The sequence below is a fragment of the Thioclava sp. F42-5 genome, assembly GCF_002213195.1.
Taxonomy (GTDB): Bacteria; Pseudomonadota; Alphaproteobacteria; order Rhodobacterales; family Rhodobacteraceae; genus Thioclava; species Thioclava nitratireducens.
Map to the genome: position 1 here is coordinate 432,083 of NZ_NBNZ01000001.1, position 19,304 is coordinate 451,386.

General features: G+C 65.1%; 19 protein-coding genes and 1 tRNA gene. 7 read left to right on the top strand and 13 right to left on the bottom strand.

Translation table 11 applies throughout. The features are described 5' to 3' along the window. Nucleotides 1-23: 23 nt before the first annotated feature. From betC to B6V74_RS02030, 3 genes are all read right to left on the bottom strand, one after another. Nucleotides 24-1,568 carry a choline-sulfatase gene (betC, locus tag B6V74_RS02020; protein ID WP_088721827.1) on the bottom strand — a complete coding sequence of 515 codons (1,545 nt, stop codon included), beginning with the start codon at nt 1,566-1,568 and terminating at the stop codon, nt 24-26. 81 nt (nt 1,569-1,649) lie between these two features. Next, the gene (locus B6V74_RS02025; RefSeq protein ID WP_240497027.1) at nt 1,650-3,965 is read right to left on the bottom strand and encodes a Hint domain-containing protein; all 2,316 of its coding nucleotides are present in this window, start codon (nt 3,963-3,965) and stop codon (nt 1,650-1,652) included. Nucleotides 3,966-4,235: 270 nt separating this feature from the next. Then, nucleotides 4,236-4,312 (bottom strand) — tRNA-Ile (locus B6V74_RS02030). A 135-nt stretch (nt 4,313-4,447) separates the two neighbouring features. Here B6V74_RS02030 and purM point away from each other — a divergent pair. The 4 genes from purM to rnd all read left to right on the top strand — a co-directional run bounded on the left by purM (nt 4,448) and on the right by rnd (nt 8,207). Further along, on the top strand, nt 4,448-5,494 hold the full coding sequence (gene purM, locus B6V74_RS02035) for a phosphoribosylformylglycinamidine cyclo-ligase (protein ID WP_088721828.1): 1,047 nt from the start codon (nt 4,448-4,450) through the stop codon (nt 5,492-5,494). Continuing rightward, nucleotides 5,491-6,078 carry a phosphoribosylglycinamide formyltransferase gene (purN, locus tag B6V74_RS02040; protein ID WP_088718945.1) on the top strand — a complete coding sequence of 196 codons (588 nt, stop codon included), beginning with the start codon at nt 5,491-5,493 and terminating at the stop codon, nt 6,076-6,078. Before purM ends, purN begins: the two co-directional genes overlap by 4 nt. A gap of 91 nt (nt 6,079-6,169) precedes the next feature. Beyond that, the gene (locus B6V74_RS02045; RefSeq protein ID WP_088721829.1) at nt 6,170-6,922 is read left to right on the top strand and encodes a heparan-alpha-glucosaminide N-acetyltransferase; all 753 of its coding nucleotides are present in this window, start codon (nt 6,170-6,172) and stop codon (nt 6,920-6,922) included. Nucleotides 6,923-7,043: 121 nt separating this feature from the next. Further along, nucleotides 7,044-8,207, top strand: a complete 1,164-nt coding sequence (rnd, locus tag B6V74_RS02050; protein WP_075774405.1) for a ribonuclease D — start codon at nt 7,044-7,046, stop codon at nt 8,205-8,207. 223 nt (nt 8,208-8,430) lie between these two features. Here rnd and B6V74_RS02055 read toward each other — a convergent pair whose 3' ends face one another. After that, a complete protein-coding gene (locus B6V74_RS02055; RefSeq protein WP_088718948.1) occupies nt 8,431-8,928 on the bottom strand; it encodes a hypothetical protein in 498 nt (165 codons plus the stop codon). Between the two features lie 138 nt (nt 8,929-9,066). Here B6V74_RS02055 and B6V74_RS02060 point away from each other — a divergent pair, with 138 nt between their 5' ends. Next, nucleotides 9,067-9,495 (top strand): SufE family protein, encoded by a 429-nt coding sequence (locus B6V74_RS02060; protein ID WP_088721830.1) that lies wholly within the window; start codon nt 9,067-9,069, stop codon nt 9,493-9,495. Between the two features lie 247 nt (nt 9,496-9,742). Here the strand turns inward: B6V74_RS02060 and B6V74_RS02065 are convergent, their stop codons facing one another. The 4 genes from B6V74_RS02065 to B6V74_RS02080 all read right to left on the bottom strand — a co-directional run bounded on the left by B6V74_RS02065 (nt 9,743) and on the right by B6V74_RS02080 (nt 14,002). Continuing rightward, nucleotides 9,743-11,176 carry an NAD(P)(+) transhydrogenase (Re/Si-specific) subunit beta gene (locus B6V74_RS02065; RefSeq protein WP_088721831.1) on the bottom strand — a complete coding sequence of 478 codons (1,434 nt, stop codon included), beginning with the start codon at nt 11,174-11,176 and terminating at the stop codon, nt 9,743-9,745. A 15-nt stretch (nt 11,177-11,191) separates the two neighbouring features. Continuing rightward, nucleotides 11,192-12,766, bottom strand: coding sequence for a Re/Si-specific NAD(P)(+) transhydrogenase subunit alpha (locus B6V74_RS02070; protein WP_075774401.1), 1,575 nt, complete (start codon nt 12,764-12,766; stop codon nt 11,192-11,194). 287 nt (nt 12,767-13,053) lie between these two features. Then, the gene (locus B6V74_RS02075) at nt 13,054-13,500 is read right to left on the bottom strand and encodes an isoprenylcysteine carboxylmethyltransferase family protein (RefSeq protein ID WP_240497028.1); all 447 of its coding nucleotides are present in this window, start codon (nt 13,498-13,500) and stop codon (nt 13,054-13,056) included. A gap of 10 nt (nt 13,501-13,510) precedes the next feature. Then, nucleotides 13,511-14,002, bottom strand: coding sequence for a D-galactarate dehydratase (locus B6V74_RS02080; protein ID WP_240497029.1), 492 nt, complete (start codon nt 14,000-14,002; stop codon nt 13,511-13,513). 147 nt (nt 14,003-14,149) lie between these two features. Here B6V74_RS02080 and moaA point away from each other — a divergent pair, with 147 nt between their 5' ends. Both moaA and B6V74_RS02090 read left to right on the top strand, forming a co-directional pair. Continuing rightward, nucleotides 14,150-15,157, top strand: a complete 1,008-nt coding sequence (moaA, locus tag B6V74_RS02085; protein WP_088721832.1) for a GTP 3',8-cyclase MoaA — start codon at nt 14,150-14,152, stop codon at nt 15,155-15,157. A 151-nt stretch (nt 15,158-15,308) separates the two neighbouring features. Further along, nucleotides 15,309-15,716: a universal stress protein gene (locus B6V74_RS02090; protein ID WP_075774398.1), complete on the top strand. Its 408-nt coding sequence runs from the start codon at nt 15,309-15,311 to the stop codon at nt 15,714-15,716. Between the two features lie 3 nt (nt 15,717-15,719). Here the strand turns inward: B6V74_RS02090 and B6V74_RS02095 are convergent, their stop codons facing one another. From B6V74_RS02095 to B6V74_RS02115, 5 genes are read right to left on the bottom strand one after another with little or no spacing between them, the layout of a single operon-like run. Next, nucleotides 15,720-16,892: a M20 aminoacylase family protein gene (locus B6V74_RS02095; RefSeq protein ID WP_088721833.1), complete on the bottom strand. Its 1,173-nt coding sequence runs from the start codon at nt 16,890-16,892 to the stop codon at nt 15,720-15,722. Nucleotides 16,893-16,949: 57 nt separating this feature from the next. After that, the gene (locus B6V74_RS02100) at nt 16,950-17,783 is read right to left on the bottom strand and encodes an energy transducer TonB (protein WP_088721834.1); all 834 of its coding nucleotides are present in this window, start codon (nt 17,781-17,783) and stop codon (nt 16,950-16,952) included. Then, on the bottom strand, nt 17,780-18,193 hold the full coding sequence (locus B6V74_RS02105; RefSeq protein ID WP_088721835.1) for a biopolymer transporter ExbD: 414 nt from the start codon (nt 18,191-18,193) through the stop codon (nt 17,780-17,782). The genes B6V74_RS02100 and B6V74_RS02105 overlap by 4 nt, the downstream gene beginning before the upstream one ends. Next, entirely contained in the window at nt 18,190-18,573 is a 384-nt protein-coding gene (locus B6V74_RS02110) for a biopolymer transporter ExbD (RefSeq protein ID WP_088721836.1), read from the bottom strand. The genes B6V74_RS02105 and B6V74_RS02110 overlap by 4 nt, the downstream gene beginning before the upstream one ends. An 8-nt stretch (nt 18,574-18,581) precedes the next feature. Then, on the bottom strand, nt 18,582-19,271 hold the full coding sequence (locus B6V74_RS02115; protein WP_088721837.1) for a MotA/TolQ/ExbB proton channel family protein: 690 nt from the start codon (nt 19,269-19,271) through the stop codon (nt 18,582-18,584). Between the last annotated feature and the right edge of the window lie 33 nt (nt 19,272-19,304).

The window sequence follows — 19,304 nt, forward strand, 5'->3', positions numbered from 1 at the left end:
CGCCCCGGGGGTCACTCGATACCTTATTCGCCGCGCGGGAAGCGCTTGTTTTCTTCCAGAACGTTGAGGTTCATGTGATTGCGCATATAGGCCTCGGAGGCTTTTTTCAGCGGTTGATAGTCCCACGGGTACTGGCCGCCCTGACTGAGCGCCTCGTAGACGACCCAGCGGCGGGCCTGACTTGCCCGGACCTCTGCGTCGAATCGATCCAGATCCCAGCGCTGAGCCGCCTCGGCTTTCAGCGCGGCATAGGCCTCGGCATGGGCAGGGTCGCCCGCGAGGTTCGTCAACTCATGCGGATCGGCCTCGACATCGAAAAGCTGATCGGGATCGAGATTGCACAGATTCAGCTTGTAGCGTCCCTTGCGCAGGCTCACGAGCGGCGCGTAGGACGCTTCGGCCGCGTATTCCATCGCCACCGCCTCTTTCCGGGGTTCGCGGCGGGCTTGCGGCAGCAAGGTCTGCCCGTCGATCCAGGGCGCGATCTCGTCCATCGAGATGCCAGCCAGATCGCAGAGCGTCGGCGTGACGTCGATCGTCGAGACCGGATCGGAGACCAGCCCGGGCTCCAGGCCCGGCGCGGAGATCATCAGCGGCACGCGGGCCGAGCCCTCGTAGAAGCTCATCTTGAACCACAGCCCCCGCGCGCCCAGCATATCGCCGTGATCGGAGACGAAGAGGATCGTGGCCTCCTGGCGCGTGTCTTCGAGCACCTGCAGCAGCTCGCCGATCTTGTCGTCGAGATAGGACAGGTTCGCGAAATAGGCGCGGCGCGACCGGCGGATATCCTCGGTCGTGATGTCGAACTCGCGCCAGTCATTCGCGTCGAAGATCCGCTTCGAATGGTTGTCCTGCTCCTCGTAGGGGATCGTGCCGACCTCGGGTTCGAGATGCGCGCAATCCTCGTAGAGGTCCCAGTATTTCCTCCGCGCGACGTAGGGGTCGTGCGGATGGGTGAAGCTGACGGTCAGCATCCACGGCCGCGCGTCGTTACCCCGCGCCAGATCGTAGAGCTTCATCTTCGCCTCATGGGCGACGTTGTCGTCATATTCCATCTGGTTGGAAATCTCGGCCACCCCTGCCCCGGTGACCGAGCCCATGTTGTGATACCACCAGTCGATCCGCTCGCCGGGCTTGCGGTAATCCGGCGTCCAGCCGAAATCGGCAGGGTAGATATCCGTGGTCAGTCGCTCCTCGAAGCCGTGCAGCTGATCGGGGCCCACGAAATGCATCTTGCCCGAGAGGCAGGTCTGGTAGCCCGCGCGGCGCAGGTGGTGGGCATAGGTGGGAATGTCCGAGCGGAACTCGGCCGCGTTGTCATAGACGCCGTTGCGCGAGGGAAGCTGGCCCGACATGAAGGCCGCGCGTCCAGGCGCGCAGAGCGGCGAGCCGGTATAGGCGTTCTCGAACCGCACCGAACGTTCCGCCAGCTTGCGCAGGTGGGGCGTATGCAGCCATTCCGCCGGACCATCGGGAAATAGCGTCCCGTTGAGCTGATCGACCATCAGGATCAGGATGTTCGGGCGCGGCCTGCTGTCGTCCTTGGGGGAGGTTTCGAGGTCAGACATTGCGGCGCGCTCCTTTTATTGATCCACGGGTCAACAACCCCTGTAGCGATCCAGAGCGGGCAAACGCAAGGGCGCGCCAAGTCAGGCGGCCGCGATGATCCGGGCTTCGTGGCGCTTCAAGCTGGGGCGCGCGGCGAGGTAGCTTTCGGTTCCACAGCTCAATTCCGGGAACAGCGCGAGCAGTTCGTCCCGCTGTGCGCGGTCCATATCCTGCATCGTCGCCCGCCCCGGTTGAAAACTTTCGGTCCAGAGTCCGTCGGAGAAGACGATCTCGTGATTGTCGAACATCACGTGGATATAGGTAACCGCCTCGGCCTCTTCGTCGATCTCGATCCCCGGCAGCCCGACGAGATGGCGCGCCGCGGCCAGCACCTCCGGCTCGCCTGCGATCAGCTGCGCGCGCGGCCCGGTCAGCAGGATGCGGTGCTGCGGCGAGACGCGCATCTCGCGCTCGGGCTGGTTCGCGCCCAGCGCGCCCGGTGCGATCTTGATGGAGCGGAATTCCGGCTTGGCCAGCAGTTCCGCAGTGCTGATTGCGCGGATGCCGATCCAGCGGATGGGCTGGAAGCCGCTGTCGCGAGTCAGGATGCGATCACCGACCTGCAGGCTTTCGACTGAACGGGGGCCGCTATGTGTCGCGATCAGCGTGCCCGGGGTGAAGCAGGGGATGACCTTTTCGATATTCGAGAAACTGACCGTGCCGACGACCGCGCCATTGCCGTCGAAGAAATCGATCGTGCCGTTCTCCGGGTTCGTCGCATCGCGATGCACGGCGACATTGTTCCAACCCCAGTCGCTGAGGTCGATGATGTCGAAATCATCGCCCGTCTCCGAGCCGTCGATCGTGTCGCCGGGAATGAGATCGATGAACCTGTCGGCATCCGCGCCGCCGACGAGGGTGTCGCCGCCACCGCCCGAGAGCGTATCGTTGCCCGCTCCGCCGTGGAGTTGGTCGCTGCCGACGCCGCCTTGCAAGACGTCGTTCCCGTCGCCACCGGACAGCGTGTCATTGCCGGTGCCGCCGGTGAGGCTGTCATTGCCTGCGTCGCCATCGAGCGAGTCATTGCCCGACCCGCCCAGCATGGTGTCGTTACCGGTGCCACCGTAGAGGATGTCATCCGCGCCCGCGCCGTCGATATAGTCGTCCCCGCCGTTGCCATAGAAGACGTTGGTGTAGCCATCCGTCGGGTCCGAGGAGGCGCCGTCGAAGCCGATCAGCGTATCGTTTCCCGCCGAGCCGTAGATCCCGTCGATGCCGCTGAGCGTGTCGCCCGTCGCATCGCCCCCCGTAGCGGTCCCGGCGCCGAGGTTGATGTTCACAGCGCTCGCGGAGTCGGAATAGTCGACATAGTCCATGCCGGTTCCGCCAGACAGGACGTCGCCGCCCGCGCCGCCATGCAGCGTGTCATTCCCGGTACCGCCCTCGAGCGTATCGGCCCCCGCCCCGCCCTCGAGCGAGTCGCTGCCAGCGCCGCCGATCAGTCGGTCGTTACCCGTCCCGCCAATCAGCGTATCGTGCCCGATACCACCCTCGAGCCAGTCGTTATTCGCGCCGCCATCGAGGGAATCGTTGCCGTCGTTCCCGGTGAGCGTGTCGTTTCCGCTACCGCCGAGGAGCGTGTCATTGCCGGCACCCCCGATCAGCGAGTCGTTGCCCGACCCGCCGTCGATCAAATCGTCGCCCGTGCCGCCATCGACCGTGTCGTTGCCGAGGCCGGCCAGCACGGTATCGTTGCCGCCATAGGCGCGAATGTAGTCGTCATTGCCGCTGCTGCCCGCGAGGCCCGCATCGTTATTGTCCACGCGGTCTGAGCCATTCGCGATCGGCTCGACATAGTTCACGTCGATCCGATCCGCCCCAGAGGTGCCGTCGACATAGCCGTCGTCGAAGCCGGTGACGTAGCGATCCTGCGCGAGGTTCGCGCCGTCGTCGCTGATCACGCGCCCTATGGCCATGGACCGGATCGGCTTGGCCTCGTAGGCCGCCGTGGTCGCATCGTTGGACATCTCGGGTGCGAGGAACAGGTGGCCCGAGTTGGTCTGAACGAGGACCGACTGGACTCTCGCGGTCGTGCCGTCCGTATAGGTGAGAGTCGTTTCGTAGATGACTAGACTGTCGAAGGTGAAATTCGAAACGCCGTTACCGATATCCGTGCGGATCGTATCGTTCGAGGTTGCGTTTCGGGTATCGAGAGCGCCGGACGCCCCGCCGTTATCTATTAGCGTCGCTTCGGTGATATTGCTGAAAAGAGGATCGGTCGAATCCCCAATCGTCATCCCTTCAAGGACACGCGAGTTTTCGACCTTCCAGTTCGACTCGTCGGGATCAAGATCAAAGGGCGTCCCATTTTGATCGACAACCTGCCCGAGATATATCCAGCTGAACGTCGTGGCCATGTCGCCGCTGCTTTACCTTGTTTTCCGTCAACCGGGCCCAAGCGGGACCGGTCTCCAACCCTCGAAGACTGTGCACAAACTATCGGGGCCTATGACGTGGCTGCTCGATTTTTATAGTTACTGGTACGCTGACACGGCCCTCATTTGGCGCGGGTTCGTGAACGCCTCGGGGCGCAAATTGGGCGAAACAAGGGCTTTCCGGGCAGGCCGACACGTATAGGGAGAGTCACGGCCACTGGCCGTGAAGGCGCGGAAACTTCGGGAGAAAACTGGTAGGCCCGGCAGGACTTGAACCCGCAACCAAGGCGTTATGAGCGCCCTGCTCTAACCAATTGAGCTACAGGCCCACCATTGCATCTTCCTCTAGTGAGACGACGCGCGGGCGTCAAGAAAGCGCGAACACCCCGCCCCTTCGACGTTGCGGGGGGCGTGCGGTTACGCTAGGGCTTCGGCCAAGAGTTTACTTGCCGGAGTGCGCCGCGATGACCGAGAAAACACAGGGCCTGACCTATGCCGATGCGGGCGTCGATATCGACGCGGGCAATGCGTTGGTGGACCGGATCAAACCCGCGGCCAAGCGCACGCAGCGCTCGGGCACGATGTCGGGTCTGGGCGGCTTCGGGGCACTCTTCGACCTGAAGGCGGCGGGCTACAACGATCCGATCCTCGTCGGCGCGACCGATGGCGTGGGCACCAAGCTGCGCATCGCGATCGACACCGGAAATGTCGACACGATCGGCATCGACCTCGTGGCGATGTGCGTGAACGATCTGGTCTGCCAAGGCGCCGAGCCTTTGTTCTTCCTGGATTATTTCGCGACCGGCAAGCTCGAGATCGATCAGGCTGCGCGCATCATCGAAGGCATCGCGGAAGGCTGCGCACAATCCGGTTGCGCGCTGATCGGCGGTGAGACGGCGGAAATGCCGGGCATGTATTCCAAGGGCGATTTCGACCTCGCGGGCTTCGCGGTCGGCGCGATGGAACGCGGCTCGGACCTGCCCGCAGGCGTGGCCGAGGGTGACGTGCTTCTGGGCCTCGGCTCGAACGGCGTGCATTCCAACGGCTATTCCTTCGTACGCAAGGTGGTCGAGATGTCCGGCCTTGGCTGGGACGCTGACTGCCCCTTCGGTGAGGGCTCGCTTGGCGAGGCACTGCTGGCGCCAACCCGCCTCTACGTCAAACAATGCCTGGCTGCGGTGCGCGCAGGTGGCGTTCATGCGCTCGCCCATATCACCGGCGGCGGTCTGACCGAGAACCTGCCCCGCGTTCTGCCCGAGGGCATGGGCGCCACGATCGACCTCAATGCCTGGAAGCTGCCCGGCGTGTTCCGCTGGCTCGCCGAGACCGCTTCGATGGAAGAGCGTGAGCTGCTCAAGACCTTCAATTGCGGCATCGGCATGATCGTCGTCGTCGCAGCTGACAAGGCCGACGAGATCGCCACCCTGCTGGCAAGTGAAGGCGAAACCGTCACCCGCATCGGCACCGTCACCTCCGAACAGGGCATCGCCTACGAGGGCGCGCTGCTGTGATCCGTGTCGCGATCCTGATCTCGGGCGGCGGCTCGAACATGGTCCGTCTGGTCGAGAGCATGGCAGAGGACCACCCTGCCCGCCCGGTGCTGGTCGCGTCGAACGACGCGAAAGCCGGGGGGCTGGAGAAGGCCGCGCGGATGGGCGTGCCGACCGCCGCCATCGACCACCGCCCCTATGGCAAGGACCGCGCCGGTTTCGAGGCCGAGCTGCTGAAGCCGATCCTCGCCGCGAAACCCGATGTGCTTTGCCTTGCGGGCTTCATGCGGGTGCTGACGCCGGAATTCGTGGCGCGGTTCGAGGGCCGGATGCTGAACATCCACCCCTCGCTTTTGCCGAAATATCCCGGCCTGCATACCCACAAGCGCGCGATCGAGGCAGGCGATGCGGTGGCGGGCTGCACGGTGCACGAGGTGACGCCGGTGCTCGACGAGGGGCCGATCCTCGGCCAGGCGCGCGTTCCGATCGAGGCAGGCGACACCCCCGACGACCTCGCGGCCCGCGTGCTGGTGCAGGAACATCGCCTCTACCCGGCCGTGCTGCGTCGCTTCGCCGAGGGCGACCGCACCCCAGTCTATCTCTGAACGCGCCCCAAGCGTTTCCCGGTAAGCACGCTCACGCCGAAATGCGCCGCACCCGCTTGCGAGCAGCCGCCGCTTCGCGCATGACAAGCACATGGAAACGAACCCGGATACGGCCCCGCGCGGGCGCATGATCGCCCCAGACCTGATCCGGGCCATAGCACTGATCGGGATGGCGATCTTCCACCTGACATACGATCTCGAGAATTTCGGCTTCGTGCCGCGCGGCACGGTCTTCCATCCGGCCTTTCTCGATTTCGCGCGTGTCGTTGCCAGTACGTTCATCTTCATGGCCGGCGTCAGCCTCGTCCTCGCCCATCGCCACGGTTTCCGTGCGGCCCCGTTCTGGCGGCGGCTGGGAAAGGTGGTGGTTGCGGCGGCGCTGGTGAGCGCGGCGACCTACGTGATGATGCCGGAATATTTCATCTATTACGGCATCCTGCATTCCATCGCGGTCAGCTCGCTCATCGGCGCGGCGCTGCTGTTCCTACCGTGGATCCTGCTCGCGGCGCTTGGCGTGATCGCGGTCTGGGTGCATCTGAACTACGCCTTCGAGTTGTTCAACCAGCCGTGGCTCTGGTGGCTGGGTCTCTCGACCCACTGGCGCCCGTCGATGGATTTCGAGCCGGTCTTCCCGTGGATCGGGCCGTTCCTTGTCGGGATGGGGGTTGCGAAACTGCTCGACCGTCTGGGCTATTGGAAACGGGCCGCGCGCTACCGGCCCGAGGAGACCCGCGCGGTGATGAAAGTCGCGCTGTTCGCGGGGCGCCACACCCTGCCGATCTATCTGATCCACCAGCCCATCCTCTACGGGCTGACCTGGGCCGCGTTCCTTCTGCAGCACTGAAACTTGCGCTTCTGCCACGCTATCAGGGCCGCGACGCGCCCGACCCTTCCCTTTTGTCCTATGAAGGTCTAGGGAATTTGCACCTGCGCGGGATGAGCCCGCACCGAATTGAAAGCGCGATATGCAGACCATCACCACGACCGAGGCCCTCGCGGCCTTCTGCGAAAAGGCCAAGCAAGAGCCCTACGTCACCGTCGACACCGAATTTTTGCGCGAGCGGACCTACTGGTCCAAGCTTTGCCTCGTGCAGATGGCGCTCCCCGATCATGGCGAGACCGAAGGCGAGGCCGTTCTGGTCGATCCGCTGTCCGACGACCTCTCGCTCGAGCCGCTCTACGATCTTTTCCGCCACAAGGAGACCGTGAAGGTCTTCCACGCAGCCCGGCAGGATCTGGAGATTTTCTACACCGACGCGCAGGTCTTTCCCGATCCGCTGTTCGACACGCAAATCGCCGCGATGGTCTGCGGCTTTGGCGAGCAGGTGGGTTACGAGACGCTGGTGCGCAAGATCGCCAAGCAGTCGCTCGACAAATCCTCGCGCTTCACCGACTGGTCGCGCCGTCCGCTGACCGAGGCACAGAAGAAATACGCGATCGCCGATGTGACCCATCTGCGCGTGATCTATGAATTCCTCGACGAACAGCTGAAGAAAACGGGACGCGATGCCTGGGTCGAAGAGGAAGAGGCGGTTCTGCTGAACCCCGAGACCTATATCAACCGCCCCGCAGAGGCGTGGAAGCGCGTGAAGACTCGGACCAATTCGGGCCGTTTCCTCGCCATCGTGCGCGAGCTGGCACAGTTCCGTGAAGGTTACGCCCAGAACCGCAACATCCCGCGGAGCCGTATCTTCAAGGATGACGCGCTGCTGGAGCTGGCCTCGACCAAGCCGACCTCGATCGACGAGTTGGGCAAGTCGCGGTTGTTGCTGCGCGAGGCCCGCAAGGGCGAGATCGCCGAGGGCATCCTTACGGCGGTGCGCGAAGGGCTGGAGATGCCCAACGAGAAGCTGCCCCGCCCCGACAATCAGGCCCAACAACTGCAAGTCGATACCGCGCTTGGCGATCTGCTGCGCGTGCTGCTGAAGGCGAAATCGCAGCAGGCGGGCGTCGCCGCGAAGCTGATCGCGACCTCGTCCGATCTCGACCGCATCGCCGCTGGCAAGCGCGACGTGGCCGCCCTGCAGGGCTGGCGCGCCGAGGTCTTCGGGCATGACGCGCTGCGTCTGGCCAAAGGCGAAGTGGCCCTGACCGCCGATAGCGGCGCGGTAAAGCTGGTCGACGTTTAAGGGGCACCGGAGGCGCTGCACCTGAACGCCGGGTGGGCGCCCACTTCTTTGGTAGTCTTCGAAAGTTTCGGAAGCATTCAATGCGCGCGTTGAAGCCACCAAAGCGCCCGCCCGAGGGGGCGGTCCGGCGCTGCCCGGGCCGCTGAAGCGGCTGATCCGGACAAGGCGACAAGAGAAAGGCCCGGGTTCTCCCGAGCCTCATCTAAATCAACTGAAGTGACGATCAGCGTGCCACGGACCGCGCGTTGGACACACCCTGCACCACGATTTTGCGCACGCCCTGCAGCTTGTAATTGTTGAGAAACGCTGCCGCCGAGACCTCGCGCGATTGCGGGTTCATCACGCGGCGCGCATCGGGGCTGTCGGCGGGCGGCGGCGAGACCATGAAGACATAGGTCACCGTGCCGTTCTCATCCGGTGCGCCGCTGTTCAGCGGAACCAGATCGGTGTCCCAGTAGCCTTGCGTCGGCGGCAGCCCCATCGCGGTGATGATCGCACCCGAAGGGATCTTCTCGACCGAGAGCGAGGAGACCTGCGCGACCTGCTGCTGGTTCGGCTTGCCCACCTTCACGGGGTAGCCGCCCCGCGGGGCGAGTGTCTGCACCGGCGCGGCCGTGTCGCGCCCGAACCAGTTGAACGGGTTGAGCTTGCTGTCACGGATGGTGCCGCAGCCTGCGGTGGTGAGCGTCAGGGCAAGTGCCGCGATCAGGGCTTTGTTCATGATGGCTCCGATACTGTCCCGGGTCTGGACCCGATTTCGTGGTAGCCCATTGCGGCGCTTTTGAAAAGCCGCGTCTGGACCCTCGGGCGCGAACCCGTTACCCAAGAGACAATTCCCTGTCCCAAGGAGCGAGTGACCATGGCGCGCGAAGCCTTTGAAGAGATTGCCGAGACCTTCGAATTTCTCGACGACTGGGAGGACCGCTACCGTCACGTGATCGAGCTGGGCCGCGAATTGCCGCCCCTCGACGATGCGGTGAAGGTGCCTGCGACCAAGGTGGAGGGCTGTGCGAGCCAGGTCTGGCTGCTGCCCCGGATCGAGGGGACCGGCCCGAATGCGGTGTTCGACTTTCAGGGCGAGAGCGATGCGATGATCGTGCAGGGCCTCATCGCGATCCTGCATGCGCTCTATTCGGGGCTGACCGCCGAAGAGGTGCTGAAGGTCGACGCACCCGCCGAGCTGGGCCGTCTGGGCCTGAACGACCACCTATCGGCACAGCGCTCGAACGGGTTGCGCGCGATGGTGGAGCGTATCCGCAAGCTGGCCGGTGAGGCTGCGGGGGCGTAAGGCCTTCGGTTTTCTATTTAGCGACAGAGGGACGCGCCCGAGCCTCGGGTGGGCGCGCTGATGCGCATGCGGCTGGACGGTTTATCTCGCAAGCCCAAGCGACCTCCATGCCGGCGCCGACATCGAAAATGAGCCCTCCCTGTTGGAGGGTCGGGCGCGGCCCGGGGCTGCCAGCCCCGGGCCAATCACCCCAAACGAAAACGGCCGGTCCTGCGACCGGCCGTTTCCCATTTCCCTGCCCCGCAGATCAGTCGATCAGCGGCAGCAGCTGGTTCACCGAGTCCTTGGCGTCGCCATAGAACATCCGGGTGTTCTCCTTGTAGAACAGCGGGTTCTCGATGCCCGAATAACCGGTACCCTGACCGCGCTTCGAGACGAAGACCTGCTTGGCCCTCCAGACTTCCAGAACCGGCATGCCAGCGATCGGCGAGTTCGGATCTTCCTGTGCGGCGGGGTTCACGATGTCGTTCGAGCCGATGACGATCACCACGTCGGTATCGGGGAAGTCCTCGTTGATCTCGTCCATTTCCAGAACGATGTCGTAAGGCACTTTCGCCTCGGCCAGCAGCACGTTCATGTGCCCCGGCAGACGACCCGCGACCGGGTGGATCGCGAAGCGGACTTCCTTTCCCTGGCTGCGCAGCTTGCGGGTCAGTTCCGACACCGCCTGCTGAGCCTGCGCAACCGCCATGCCGTAGCCCGGCACGATGATCACGCTGTCCGCGTCGCGCAGAGCGGAGGCCACGCCGTCCGCGTCGATCGCGATCTGCTCACCCTCGACTTCCATCGCGGGACCGGAGGTACCGCCGAAGCCGCCGAGGATAACGCTGATGAACGAGCGGTTCATCGCCTTGCACATGATGTAGGACAGGATCGCACCCGAGGAGCCGACCAGCGCGCCGACCACGATCAGAAGATCGTTGCCCAGCGAGAAGCCGATCGCCGCCGCGGCCCAGCCCGAATAGGAGTTCAGCATCGACACCACGACCGGCATATCGGCGCCGCCGATGCCCATGATCAGGTGGTAGCCGATGAAGAACGCCAGAAGGGTCATCAGGATCAGCGCCCAGGCCCCTGCCCCGTTGATGAACGCGATCAGCAGGATCACCGAGAGGATCGCGGCGGTCGCATTGAGGATATGCCCGCCCGGCAGCTTGGTGGCCTTCGAGGTCACCTTGCCCGCGAGCTTGCCAAACGCGACCACAGACCCGGTGAAGGTCACGGCCCCGATGAACACGCCGAGGAACAGTTCGACGCGCAGGATCGATAGTTCGACCGGCGTCTTGTGCGCGATCAGAGCGGCGAAGCCCTTCAGCGCGTGCTGCTCTTCCACGCCCATCGCGCCGACGCGCGCCATCTCGATATAGGCGTTATAGCCCACGAAGACGGCGGCAAGACCGACCAGCGAGTGCATCGCGGCCACCAGCTGCGGCATTTCCGTCATCTGCACCCGGTTCGCGACGAACCAGCCGATGATGCCACCAGCCGCGATCAGGATGACCGAGAGAAGCCAGAGCCCCGAGCCGGGGCCGATCAGCGTCGCCAGAACCGCAAGGCCCATGCCGACGATGCCATACCACACCGCCCGTTTCGCGCTTTCCTGCCCCGAAAGGCCGCCCAGCGAGAGGATGAAGAGAACTGCCGCGACGACATAGGCGGCGGTCGAGAATCCGTTTTCCATTACGCTCTCCCCCTCTTACGACTTCTGGAACATGGCGAGCATGCGCCGGGTGACCATGAAGCCACCGAAGATGTTGATCCCGGCCATGAACACCGACAGCGCTGCGAGCACGATCACGAGCCACGAGCCCGAACCGATCTGCAACAGTGCGCCGAGGATGATGATCGACGAGATCGCGTTGGTCACAGCCATCAGCGGCGTGTGCAGCGAGTGCGAGACGTTCCAAATCACCTGGAAGCCCACGAAACAGCTGAGCACGAAGACGATGAAGTGCTGCATGAAGCTGGCCGGTGCGACGAGGCCCACGCCCAGAAGCACGATCGCGCCCACGGCGAGCAGCGTCACCTGATTGCGGGTCTGCTTCTTGAAAGCAGCGACCTCATTGGCGCGCTTTTCCTCCGGCGTCAGCTCCTTGGCCTTTTCCTTCGGCTTCTGCGCCGCAATCGCGGCCACCTTGGGTTTCGGCGGCGGGAAGGTGATCTCGCCCTGATAGGCCACGGTCGCGCCGCGGATCACGTCGTCTTCCATGTCATGGACGACGACACCGTCCTTCTCGGGCGTCAGATCCGTCATCATGTGACGGATATTGGTCGCGTAGAGCGTCGAGCTCTGCGTCGCCATGCGGCTCGGGAAATCGGTGTAGCCGACGATGGTCACGCCATTGTCGCTCACGATCTTCTGGTCCGGCACGGTCAGTTCGCAGTTGCCGCCACGCTCGGCGGCGAGGTCGACGATCACCGAGCCCGGCTTCATCGCCTCGACCATGTCCTTGGTCCAAAGCACGGGCGCATCGCGGCCCGGGATCAGCGCGGTGGTGATGACGATGTCGATATCGGGCGCCAGTTCGCGGAATTTCGCGAGCTGCGCTTCGCGGAATTCCGGACTGGAAGGCTTGGCGTAGCCGCCCGTCTCCGCGCCGTCGGTCTGGCTTTCCTCGAAATCGAGATAGACGAATTCCGCGCCCATCGACTCGATCTGCTCGGCCACTTCGGGACGCACGTCGAACGCATAGGTGATCGCACCCAGCGAGGTCGAAGCCCCGATCGCGGCAAGACCGGCCACACCGGCACCAACAACGAGCACTTTCGCCGGCGGAACCTTACCTGCCGCCGTCACCTGACCGGTGAAGAAGCGGCCGAAGTTGTTGCCTGCCTCGAGCACCGCACGGTAGCCTGCGATATTGGCCATGGAGGACAGCGCATCCATCTTCTGCGCGCGCGAAATCCGCGGGACCATGTCCATCGCGATCACGTTCGCACCGGTCTTCTCGGCGGCTTTCAGAAGCTCTTCGTTCTGGGCCGGGTAGAAGAACGAGATCAGGGTCTGGCCGGGCTTGAGGCGCTTGACCTCCGTATCGCTCGGCGGCCGAACCTTGATGACGAAATCCACGTCCTTGAACAGCGCGGCGGCGGTTTTGACGACGGTCACATTCGCGGCCTCGTAAGCCTCGTCTGTGAAGCCGGCACGGACGCCTGCTCCGGTCTCGATGAAGCACTCATGGCCCAGCTTTTGCAGCTGCAAAGCCGAGTCGGGCGTCATGGCGACCCGCGCCTCGCCCTCGAAAATCTCCTTTGGAGCTCCGATTTTCACTCTAACTCCCCCTTGGATAGCGGTGCGTTTAGCCGCTGGCCTGCGCACCCGGAATCTTGCGACGTACTCCTTAGCATCGCGCAATAATGTTTCACAAGCAGCTATGGCTCGTAAAACCTTCTTAATCGCTCACAGCGCCACTCACCGGTTCGTGTATACCATTGAATACCGAAATTCGGGGTAATTTATTTATTTAGATCAGGGTGTTATGGCGCGCCTTTTCAGCTGCTGCGCGATTGCGGCAACATCAGATTTTTTTGCGCCCGCAGCACTTTGCCGCGGCCCGATCAGAGCCAGCGGCGGGTCCGGGCACGATAGGCGGTGTAGGTTTCGCCGAAATGCGCCGCGATCCTTGCTTCTTCGCCAAGAATGTAGCGCCGTGTGATGAACCACATGAAAACTGGCACCAGCAGAAGCCCCAAAGGCGCGTGCCAGATCAGCGCAAGCCCGGCCAGCACCAGCGCATCGCCCAGATAGATCGGGTTGCGCGATAGCGCGAAGACGCCGGAGGTCACAAGTTCGGACGGGTCACGGCGCGGAATGAAGGTGGTGCGGCGGAGCAGCATCTGCCCCACCGCGACCAGCATCAACGCGAGCCCTAGCGCGATCGCGATCAGCCCGAGCGCGCGGTCATATCGAAAAGGCATCGGCACGACCTGCCCCAGCGCCCAGACCAGCGCCGCGAACAGTACGAGCCAGAGCGGCGGGATATCGATCTCGCGCAGAGGGTTCATCGCGAACAGCTCAGAGCTTGTACACGGTGAGTTCGGGCAGATCGGTCAGCGGCACCTCGAGCAGACGCAGCGCAGGCAGCGACACTTCCGAACCAGAGCCTGCCGCCTTGCCCGACGGGATCAGGGTGACCTTCGCCGACTTCCCGGTCTTCGGGTCCTCGATCCGGCCGGGGGTCTCGCTTTTCACCAGCCCGGTCTTTACCCAGAAGCCCGGATCGGCGGGATCGCCAAGGCTCGCGATGGTTGTGCCGAGCTTGGTTTCGCCGCCCACGGGTTTCTTCGCAGCCTCGGCACGCTGTTCCGCCGTGGTGGTGTCGAGGGAATCGGCAGATTTCGCACTGGGCTTCGGGATCGGGGCCGCGTCCCGCGCGGTCGCGGAGCCGCGCGCTGTCGCAGTATTCGGGGCGGCTGCGTTGGGACCGTTGAGCCCCAGCGTGGCGCAGCCCGCAATCGGCATCATCAATACGAGCGCGAGGATCGGGCGAGCGAGGGGTTTGCGCATTCGAAATCTCCTTGAAATCTAACCGAGCCTATGCCCAGTCCGCGCCCGGTGTCACCCCCTCGCACAATCGCCTGCCCGGCGACCGATCCGCTTCGATCCGCGCAACGGCCCTTGCCGCCCCCCGTCACGCGCCTTACCTTCCGCAGCATGGAAAACACGCCCCTCATCGACCCCTTCGCCCGCCCGATCGACTATTTGCGGGTCTCGGTCACCGATCGCTGCGATTTTCGCTGCACCTATTGCATGGCCGAACACATGCAGTTCCTGCCGAAAAAGGAACTGCTGACCCTCGAGGAACTGGACCGGCTCTGCTCTACCTTCATCCGCCTCGGCGTGAAGAAGCTGCGCATCACCGGGGGCGAGCCGCTGGTGCGGCGTGACATCATGACTTTCTTCCGCTCGATCGCGCGCCATCTCGACACCGGCGACCTGCGCGAGCTTACGCTGACCACCAATGGCTCGCAGCTTGCGAAATTCGCCGATGATCTCGCAGCTTTGGGGATGAAGCGGATCAACGTCTCGCTCGACACGCTGGATGCCGACAAATTCGCGAAGATCACCCGCTGGGGGCGGCTCGAACAGGTTCTGAAGGGGCTGGAGGCCGCGAAACGCGCCGGCCTCAAGGTCAAGATCAACACCGTCGCGCTGAAGGGCTTCAACGAGGACGAACTGTTCACCCTGATCGACTGGTGCGCGGCGGAAGGCTTCGACCTGACCTTCATCGAAGTGATGCCGATGGGCGAGATGGGTGACGACCTGCGGCTCGATCAATACTGGCCGCTGTCAGATGTGCGCAGGGCGATGGCCGAACGCTTCACCCTGACCGATCTGGCGGAATCGACCGGCGGGCCTGCGCGCTACGTCCGGCTGGAAGAAAGCGGCCAGAAGATCGGCTTCATCACGCCGCTGACGCATAACTTCTGTGAGAACTGCAACCGTGTGCGGGTGACCTGCACGGGCGAGCTGTTCATGTGCCTCGGCCAGGAGGACAACGCCGATCTGCGCGCACCCCTGCGGGCCAGCGAGGACGACGCGGCACTGGAAGCGGCGATCCGCGAGGCAATCTCGCGCAAACCCAAGGGCCATGATTTCGACTATTCGCGCCAGACCGTCTCGGGCCAGATGTCGCGCCACATGAGCCATACCGGCGGTTGACAGTTACCGGCCTGCGTTCGCCGTAAACGCAGCGCAGGTCTCGGGCAACTCACGGGAATTTGGTGTCGGGGGCCAACTCCGGCGTGACTCAAATCAATGCGCGACGGCACTCCTTCTGGCAGGCTCCCTACAAAGAAAGGGAGCCAAACCAATGTATTCCAACATTCTCGTGCCCGTCGCCTTCGACGAAGATCATAACCCCGACGCCGCGCTCAATGTCGCGCGAGCGCTGGCTGGCGACGGGGCGCGCGTCACCCTGCTGCACGTGATGGAAGACGTCCCCGCCTATGCGATCAATTACATGCCGGAGGGCTATGCCGAGGAACTGCGCAAGACGCTGGAACGCGACCTCGCCACGCGCGCAGCGGAGTTCGACAATGGTGACTGGGCGATCGTCGAGGGCCAACCTGGCCATGAAATCCTGAGCTACGCCGAGCATATCGGGGCGGATTGCATCGTGATCGCGTCGCACCGTCCGGGCTTTGGCGACTACCTGATCGGCTCGACCGCCTCGCGCGTCGTGCGCCATGCAAAATGCGCGGTTATGGTCATGCGCTGACGCTCACTCGGCAGACAGCCGCGCCTCGATCATGCCGACGAACCAGCTTGCGCCAGCCGGAAGGATCGCGTCGTTGAAGTCGTATTCCGCGTGATGAAGGGGCGCGCTGGGGCCGTTGCCGATGAAGCCGTAGGCCCCGGGGCGCACCTCGAGCATATAGGCGAAATCCTCCGCCCCCATCATCGGATCGACGTTGCGGTCGCAGGCGCCTGCCACGGCCTCAGCCACCTGTGCTGCGACCTCGGCCGCCGCCGGGTCGTTGCGCGTGACCGGATAGCCGCGCCGGTAGTCGACCTCTGCCGTCGCCTCATGGGTCGCAGCCACGCCCTGCGCGATCTCGCGCAGGCGACGCTCGGCCAGATCGCGGGTCTCGGCGCTCATCGTGCGCACCGTCCCGCCGAGGCTCACCGAATTGCCGATCACGTTGAGCGCCTTCGAGTCGGTCTCCAGCGTCGTGACCGAGAGTACGATCTCCTCCAGCGGATCGGTCGCGCGCGACACGATGCTTTGCAACGCGAGGATCAGATGCGCGGAGATCGGCACCGGATCTATCACCTCCTGCGGTTTCGCCGCATGGCCGCCCTTGCCGGTCACCACGATGTCGAAGAAATCCGCCGCCGCCATCATCGCATCTGGCCGGATGCCGAAGCTGCCCGGCTCCATCCCCGGCATGTTGTGCAGCGCGTAGACCTCCTCGATGCCGAAGCGCTCCATCAGGCCGTCTTCGATCATCGCCTTGGCCCCGGCCCCGCCCTCCTCGGCGGGCTGGAAGATCACCACCGCACGCCCTGCGAAATTTCGTGTCTCGCAGAGGTATTTCGCCGCAGCGAGCAGAGTCGACGTGTGCCCGTCATGGCCGCAGGCATGCATCTTGCCCTCGACCTCGGAGGCATGTTTGGCGCCGGTTTTCTCGCGGATCGGCAGCGCATCCATATCCGCGCGCAGACCGACGCAACGCAGCCCGCCCTGGCGCGCGCCCTGCCCTTCGATCACGCCGACGACGCCAGAGCGCCCAATCCCCTCGACCACCTCATCGCAGCCAAATTCCCGCAGTAGGTCGGCCACGCGGCCCGATGTCCGCGGCAGATCGTAAAGCAGTTCGGGATTGCGGTGAAAATCGTGCCGCCATGCGGTGGCTTCCGCGTGCATCTCGGCAAAACGGTTCTTGATCGGCATGCTCGCTCCTTGGTTGGCGCTACCCTGCCTCGCGGCGCGCACGGGTGCAAGCCGCGCTCAGCGGAAGGCCATCGGCAAGGAGAAGCTGTAGCTCGGTTTGCCCAAGCCTTGCGGCGCTGCGGGGAAGCGGCCCGCGCGCCGCACTGCCTCGAGCGCCGCCCGGTCGAGCGTCGCATTGCCCGAGCTTTGCGCAACCGAGGCGCCGATGAGCCGCCCGTCGCGCGCTATATTCAACGCCACGATAACGCGGCCTGCACCTGCCCCGCTGGGCGTTTGCTTGGCACGCTCGATCCGGGCGCGAATGTCTCCGCCCCACGATCCCATCAGCGAGCGGATCTGCCCAGCCGACAGCGTCGCCGCGGGGGCCGTGCGGCGGTCGCCTGCGGCCCCTCTGTCGCCCTGCCCCTTCGCCTGCTGCTTGGGCTGTGCCGGGGCGGGTTGCGAGGCCTGTTGCTTCGCGGGCGCTTTCGGCTGCGCTGGCTTCGGCGCAGGCGGCGTCGGTTTAGCCTTCGGTCGCGGAGTGTCTAGCGGCGCGGGATCGGCCTGTTCGGGCAACGCCGCATCGGGCGCAGGCGGCGCGGTCATCGTAGGCGCGGCGACGTGTGGGGCGAGTTCGATTGGCTCGGTCGGAGCCTTCGGCGCATTGGGCGCAGTCGGAGCCTCAGGCTGCGTCGCCGCGACCTCAGTTTCGACCTCTGGCGGGCGCTCCCACTCCGCGACGCGCGCGGCCATGGACGGGGAAGACGGCGCGAGCGAGACGAGCGCGTCGCCCCCGTCGCCCGCCGATTGCGCCCCGCCCGCAGGCGCAGGCTCCCAGACCAACAGCACGCCCGCATGGACCGCGAGCGCCGCGCCGAGCGCACCTGCGAAAGCGAGCCCCCGCGCGGTCATTTGCCCCGCACCACGAGTTTGAGATCGGTGAAGCCAAGCTCCGCCAGCTGTGGCATCAGCCGCGCCAGCGCGTCGCCGGGAAGCTGCCCGTCCGCACGCAGGGTCAGGCCGTCGGCGCAGGCGCCGCACTCCGCTCGCGCGTTCTGCGCTGCCGCCCCCAGCGCGGCCAGCGCCGCATCGCCCCGCGCCTCTCCATAGGCGATCTCGCCTTCGGAGTTCGCAAACAGGACCAGCGCGCCGGGATCGGTATTTCCCTCACCCGCAGCCTCGGGCGGGGTCACTTCGAAGGGCGTCGGCTGCGCCAGCGTCGCCGCCAGCAGAAAGAAGATCAGCAGCAGGAAGACCACGTTGATCATCGGCAAAAGCGGCTCGGGCAGACTGCGCCGGGGCGGATCGGTGAAGAGCCTCATGGCACCAGCACCAGATTGCCGAGCCCCGCGCCGCGCAACGCCTCGATCACCTGCGTCAGCGCGCTCAGATCGCCTTCTTTCGGACGCAGCACGACCGGATCGGAGGGCTGATCCATCAGCGGCTGCAGCGCGCCCGCCAGATCGGAGAGCGCGACCCTCTGCCCGTTCAGACTGACCGTGCCGCCTTCGCCCACATCCACCAGGCGCGGCGGCCCGGACCACTCAGCGCCCGCCGCGCCGCCGCCCAAGGTCAGGTCCAATATGCGCTCCACCCCGAAACGCGAGGCGAGCATGAAGAACACCAGAAGCAGGAAAACCACGTCGATCATCGGCGTCAGGGCCGGACGGCGGCGCGGGCGCGGCTGACCGAAAGCGAACATCGCGCGCCTCACTCGGCGGCGGCGCGTGGCCGCTCGGAGAGCGTGGCGGGCGCGCGGGCGAAAATGCGGGTCGCGGCGTCCTCCATGTCGTGGCGCAGGCGGTCCACCACGGCGTCGAAGCCCGACAGAGCGATCTGCGCCGGGATCGCCACAGCCATGCCCGCCGCCGTCGTCAGAAGCGCCTCCCAGATGCCCCCCGCCAGCGTCGCCGGATCGGCCTGGACCCCCGCCTCCTGCAGCGCGCGGAAAGCCGCGATCATGCCCGCGACCGTGCCCAGAAGCCCCAGAAGCGGGCCGATCACCACGGCCAGTTCCAGTGCCCGAAGCCCCGAGCGCGCCCGTGCCAGCAGATCGCGCGCGACGCGGCCCGTCTCGGCCTCGGCCCCGGCCCGATCGAGCTGCGGATCGCGCAGGCTCGCCATCGCCGCTCGGACCAGCTGCGCGCGCAACGATCGCCGCCCGGCCACAGCCGCCTGGGCCCAGTCGGGATCGCCTGCTGCCCAGGCCGCGATCGCCGCCTGGCTATGTGCCCCGCCCGACCACGCACCGGCGGCCAGCAAATCCCAGATTTTCCAGATAATCACCGCGAGCGAGATCACGGACAGAGCCGCAATCGCCCACATCGCCGGACCTCCCAGCACGAGCGCATCGAACATGCGCCCCGGAAGCCCCCCGGAAATCTGAGCGGTGCCGTCCATCGCGCCCTCCAATTCGCGCCCGCGGGCGCGGTG

Excerpts from the sequence above, each read along its gene's own strand:
- betC (WP_088721827.1), bottom strand. The coding sequence starts at position 1,568 with ATGTCTGACCTCGAAACCTCCCCCAAGGACGACAGCAGGCCGCGCCCG.
- B6V74_RS02025 (WP_240497027.1), bottom strand. The coding sequence starts at position 3,965 with ATGGCCACGACGTTCAGCTGGATATATCTCGGGCAGGTTGTCGATCAA.
- purM (WP_088721828.1), top strand. The coding sequence starts at position 4,448 with ATGACCGAGAAAACACAGGGCCTGACCTATGCCGATGCGGGCGTCGAT.
- B6V74_RS02045 (WP_088721829.1), top strand. The coding sequence starts at position 6,170 with ATGGAAACGAACCCGGATACGGCCCCGCGCGGGCGCATGATCGCCCCA.
- rnd (WP_075774405.1), top strand. The coding sequence starts at position 7,044 with ATGCAGACCATCACCACGACCGAGGCCCTCGCGGCCTTCTGCGAAAAG.
- B6V74_RS02055 (WP_088718948.1), bottom strand. The coding sequence starts at position 8,928 with ATGAACAAAGCCCTGATCGCGGCACTTGCCCTGACGCTCACCACCGCA.
- B6V74_RS02060 (WP_088721830.1), top strand. The coding sequence starts at position 9,067 with ATGGCGCGCGAAGCCTTTGAAGAGATTGCCGAGACCTTCGAATTTCTC.
- B6V74_RS02065 (WP_088721831.1), bottom strand. The coding sequence starts at position 11,176 with ATGGAAAACGGATTCTCGACCGCCGCCTATGTCGTCGCGGCAGTTCTC.
- B6V74_RS02075 (WP_240497028.1), bottom strand. The coding sequence starts at position 13,500 with ATGAACCCTCTGCGCGAGATCGATATCCCGCCGCTCTGGCTCGTACTG.
- B6V74_RS02080 (WP_240497029.1), bottom strand. The coding sequence starts at position 14,002 with ATGCGCAAACCCCTCGCTCGCCCGATCCTCGCGCTCGTATTGATGATG.
- moaA (WP_088721832.1), top strand. The coding sequence starts at position 14,150 with ATGGAAAACACGCCCCTCATCGACCCCTTCGCCCGCCCGATCGACTAT.
- B6V74_RS02090 (WP_075774398.1), top strand. The coding sequence starts at position 15,309 with ATGTATTCCAACATTCTCGTGCCCGTCGCCTTCGACGAAGATCATAAC.
- B6V74_RS02095 (WP_088721833.1), bottom strand. The coding sequence starts at position 16,892 with ATGCCGATCAAGAACCGTTTTGCCGAGATGCACGCGGAAGCCACCGCA.
- B6V74_RS02100 (WP_088721834.1), bottom strand. The coding sequence starts at position 17,783 with ATGACCGCGCGGGGGCTCGCTTTCGCAGGTGCGCTCGGCGCGGCGCTC.
- B6V74_RS02105 (WP_088721835.1), bottom strand. The coding sequence starts at position 18,193 with ATGAGGCTCTTCACCGATCCGCCCCGGCGCAGTCTGCCCGAGCCGCTT.
- B6V74_RS02110 (WP_088721836.1), bottom strand. The coding sequence starts at position 18,573 with ATGTTCGCTTTCGGTCAGCCGCGCCCGCGCCGCCGTCCGGCCCTGACG.
- B6V74_RS02115 (WP_088721837.1), bottom strand. The coding sequence starts at position 19,271 with ATGGACGGCACCGCTCAGATTTCCGGGGGGCTTCCGGGGCGCATGTTC.